This window comes from Oleiphilus sp. HI0123 (genome assembly GCF_001635315.1).
Genome location: NZ_LWGE01001238.1, coordinates 1 through 4230, shown reverse-complemented (window position 1 = coordinate 4230; position 4230 = coordinate 1). Strand labels below are relative to the sequence as shown.

5 protein-coding genes are annotated in these 4230 nt (G+C 40.3%); all 5 read left to right on the top strand.

Annotated elements, in window-relative coordinates:
* Positions 1 to 898, top strand: an 898-nt coding sequence (locus A3761_RS14420) for a glycosyltransferase family 4 protein (RefSeq protein WP_156491856.1), incomplete at its 5' end; no start/stop codon positions are given.
* Between the two features lie 2 nt (positions 899 to 900).
* Positions 901 to 1767 (top strand): sulfotransferase, encoded by an 867-nt coding sequence (locus tag A3761_RS14415; RefSeq protein WP_231878244.1) that lies wholly within the window; start codon positions 901 to 903, stop codon positions 1765 to 1767.
* Positions 1754 to 2383: a sugar transferase gene (locus tag A3761_RS14410; protein ID WP_082870252.1), complete on the top strand. Its 630-nt coding sequence runs from the start codon at positions 1754 to 1756 to the stop codon at positions 2381 to 2383. Before A3761_RS14415 ends, A3761_RS14410 begins: the two co-directional genes overlap by 14 nt.
* Before the next feature lie 55 nt (positions 2384 to 2438).
* Positions 2439 to 3614: a DegT/DnrJ/EryC1/StrS aminotransferase family protein gene (locus A3761_RS14405; RefSeq protein ID WP_068739856.1), complete on the top strand. Its 1176-nt coding sequence runs from the start codon at positions 2439 to 2441 to the stop codon at positions 3612 to 3614.
* 34 nt (positions 3615 to 3648) lie between these two features.
* Positions 3649 to 4230, top strand: a 582-nt coding sequence (locus A3761_RS14400) for an acyltransferase (protein WP_156491855.1), incomplete at its 3' end; no start/stop codon positions are given.

Genomic DNA, 4230 nt, shown 5'->3' with positions numbered 1-4230 from the left:
TACAGCTCCACCTGTAGTTCCTGGCTTTGCGGCAAACATTGCATCTCGTTTAACCGGAGCAAAGCTCATTTATCATTGTATGGATTTACATCCCGAGATTGGTAAATTATCAGGTGAATTTTCTAATCCTACGGTCTACAGAGCTTTAGAACGTATTGATATCGCTACTTGTAGAAGAGCGAGTCGTATCATTGTTTTGTCGGAAGATATGCGTAAGGCAATCGGAAAACGTGATGCCTCTTTGGTTAGTAAAGTTAGTGTTATTAATAACTTTAGTTTGCCTTCAGAAGATAAATTGAGTAATTCTAAAAGTGATTGGTTTGAAGTCAAATCAAAAGATAAGTTGAGACTGTTTTTTGCCGGAAATATTGGTCGCTTCCAAGGCTTGGAGTTATTTGTTGAAGCAATTCATGAACTTGTTCAGAGTGGAAATACGCACGTCGAACTTGTGTTCATGGGTGAAGGTGCTGCATTACCTGAAATCACAAAGCTAGCTAACTCTGGCCCAGCAAAAGATTTGATTCATTTTGTCTCTCACCAGCCAATATCGATTGCAAAACGGGCAATGCAGGCTGCAGATTTCGGTATTGTTTGTCTAACGCCTGAGATCATTCGATATGCTTATCCAAGCAAGACATTAACCTATTTAGAGCAAGGCTGCCCAATTTTCTCTGTTGTTGAGCAGGACAGCGAATTAGCAAAGATGGTGGAAACTAGGCAAATTGGCGTTAGTTCTCCGATAAACGATAAAGCTGCGTTAGTGTATAGGTTAACTGAACTTGCAAATAATAGAGAAAAGTGTCTGACTTTCTCAGAAAATGCAAAAGCTACATATAAAGAATTATTTGAGATTGAGACATGTCTGGAAAAGTGGTCTCATGAATTAAAGGAGTTATGATTTTGGGACACGGGGATTTTAAGCCGGTAGTGATTGTTGGCGCACCACGATCGGGAACTAATATGTTAAGGGATGTCTTGACTAGTTTTGATGGGATATGTACTTGGCCTTGTGATGAGATCAATTACATTTGGCGTCATGGCAACGTGAAACATCCGTCAGATGAAATACCTGCGAACAAGGTGACGCCAAGTATCAAGAAATATATACGTAGCAAGTTTTCGGCAATTTCTAAAGAATATAACTCTCCGATGGTAATTGAGAAAACCTGTGCAAACTCTCTTAGAGTAGATTTTGTAAAAGAGGTTTTACCCGATGCTAAATACATATTTATCTACCGTGACGGTATAGACGCAACTGGCTCCGCAAAGCTTAGATGGACCGCGAAATTAGATATACCATACATATTGGAAAAAGTTCGCTATGTACCTAAGAGTGATTTGCCATATTATGCATTACGATACTTGTGGGCTCGGGTTTATCGGTTTTTTTCGAAAGATAGTCGTTTAGCGTTCTGGGGACCTGCTTTAGATGACATGCAAGAAACGTTGGAGGCACACTCGTTAAATGAAGTTTGTGCTTTGCAATGGCAGCGTTGCGTGGATAAGTCTGAAGCTGAACTGTCTAAGTTCTCTGAAGACCAGGTTGTTCGTGTTAAGTACGAAGACTTTGTCACTGAGCCATCGAGGGAGTTAGCTAAAATCCTTGATTTCTTAGAAGTTGATCTACCTGAAGAAGTTATTGCTGAGTCTGTAAGTGGTGTTTCTAATAAAAGCTTGGGTAAAGGTAGAGTGGCTCTAGGTGTTGAAGATGTTAAGGGCTTAGAGGAATTAGTGGGGGAGACTTTGAAGCGTTATGGTTACCTCTAATAGTTCTAGCCTCCCAGCTCTCAGTACATATCAGAGTTTTCAAAAAAGGAGCTTCGACTTTATCGTCGCTTTTTTAGGTTTGTTAGCTTTGTGGTGGCTGATAATCATTGCTTATATTACCGCTTCGTTTGACACTCGTAGCAATGGATTTTTTGTTCAAGGGCGTGTAGGAAAAAATGGTAGAGTCTTTAAAGTTGTTAAAATAAAGACGATGCGACCTATTAAGGGCTTGGATACGACAGTAACACAAAGTGGTGACCCTCGGATTACGTCGTTAGGCGCATTCTTCAGAAAAACTAAGATCGATGAATTGCCTCAATTATGGAATGTTTTACTTGGTCAGATGAGCTTTGTTGGTCCTAGACCTGATGTGCCAGGTTTTGCGGATAAACTCCAAGGCGAAGAACGTGCGGTACTGTCCCTAAGACCTGGGATCACTGGGCCTGCTACGCTAAAATACCGAAATGAAGAAGAAATTTTGGCTGCTCAGGAAGACCCTGAAGCTTATAATCGTGATGTTATTTTCCCTGATAAGGTTAGAATAAATGTCGATTATATTCGTGTCTGGTCGTTCAAACAGGACATTAATTATATAGTCAGAACGGTTTTACATTAGTGGCTTAACTAACCTTAAGCTAGTACTAAAGTCCTATTATTCCAATGGTTGTTTTATGTCTAAAGTAAGTTTATCTCCTTGGCCTTCTTTTACCCAAGAAGAGGCTGATGCTGTGCAGAAAGTTCTTTTATCTAACAAAGTGAACTACTGGACTGGCCAAGAAGGGAGAGAGTTTGAAAAAGGATTCGCTAAGTTTGCGGACTGTGAATATGCCATAGCCGTTTCAAATGGAACGACAGCGTTGGACTTAGCTCTTAAGGGACTTGGTATTAGGGCTGGGGATGAAGTTATAGTGACCTCTCGAACATTTATAGCATCTATTAGTTCAATTGTTACCGCTGGTGCAACTCCAGTGTTTGCGGATGTTGATCGAGATTCGCAAAATATATCGCCCGAAACGATTGAAGCAGTAATTACGGATAAAACTAAAGCTATCATTTGTGTTCATCTCGCCGGGTGGCCCTGTGAGATGGATGGTATTATGGCTTTAGCTGAAAAACATGCTCTTAAGGTCATCGAAGATTGTGCTCAAGCTCATGGTGCTAGATATAAAGGGAAATCCGTAGGTTCGATAGGTCATGTTGGCGCTTGGTCTTTTTGCCAGGATAAGATCATGACTACTGGCGGTGAAGGTGGCATGGTTACGACAAATGATAAGAACCTATGGAATTTTATGTGGTCTTATAAAGATCACGGTAAGAGTTACGATGCGGTATATAACAGAGAACACCCTCCTGGTTTCCGTTGGTTGCATGAATCATTTGGTACAAACTGGCGTTTAACTGAGATGCAATCTGCTATAGGACGTATTCAGCTAACTAGAATGGCTGAGTGGACTAGAGTTAGAAATGAACATGCTGGTAAGTTGGTAAAGGTGTGTCGAAACTTTCCTTGTATTCGAGTACCAAACGTTCCAGATTATATTGAGCATGCCAATTACAAGTTCTATGTCTTTGTTGAGCTTGATCAGCTTGCTGATGGTTGGACCCGAGATAAAATTGTTAACACGTTAAATGAACTTGGCGTTCCCGCAATGCAAGGAAGTTGCTCTGAAGTGTATTTAGAGAAAGCTTTTGATAATACCCCTTTTCAACCTAAGGAAAGTCTACCAATGGCAAAGGAGTTAGGTGAGACGAGCCTTATGTTATTGATTCATCCAACTATAACGTCTGAACAGATGGATGCAGTTGCTTCACATTTGACTGATGTATTAACTCAAGCTACTAAGTAGGGTGTTGATTTCTGCTTTATGACTAATACCTAGAATGAAGCATGATTATATAGACTCACTTAGAGGGGTTGCCATAATCATGGTGATTGGCGTACACACCTCTCATAGTGTAGGCATCATCGAAGGTTGGCTTGGTTACATGGCTAAATACGGACAAATGGGCGTTCAACTCTTTTTCGTTGTTTCCGCCTATACTCTATGTATGTCATTTGATCGGCGAAGTGGTGAATCTCGCCCATTACTGAGCTTTTATACGCGAAGGTTTTTCAGAATTGTACCCGTATATTATCTTGGAATTATTGGGTATTTTACGTATCGCTCCTTGATGGCAAGTATAAAGGCTGGTGACTTAGTTATTCCTGAGCAGTATAGCGTTCTGAATACTGCTGCGAATGTATTTTTTCTTCACGGTTTATTTCCTCCTGCAAATAATTCAATTGTTCCTGGTGGTTGGTCTATCGGGACTGAAATGCTTTTTTATTTGTGCTTCCCTTTACTGTTTGTGTTTTTTAATAGACGGGCAACAAGCTTATTAGTAAGTATTGCTCCACTTCTTGTCCTATTTACTGTTTATTTTGTCTTTTATTTCGGCAATGTACTTATTGCGAACAATAGT

Excerpts from the sequence above, each read along its gene's own strand:
- A3761_RS14410 (WP_082870252.1), top strand. The coding sequence starts at position 1,754 with ATGGTTACCTCTAATAGTTCTAGCCTCCCAGCTCTCAGTACATATCAG.
- A3761_RS14405 (WP_068739856.1), top strand. The coding sequence starts at position 2,439 with ATGTCTAAAGTAAGTTTATCTCCTTGGCCTTCTTTTACCCAAGAAGAG.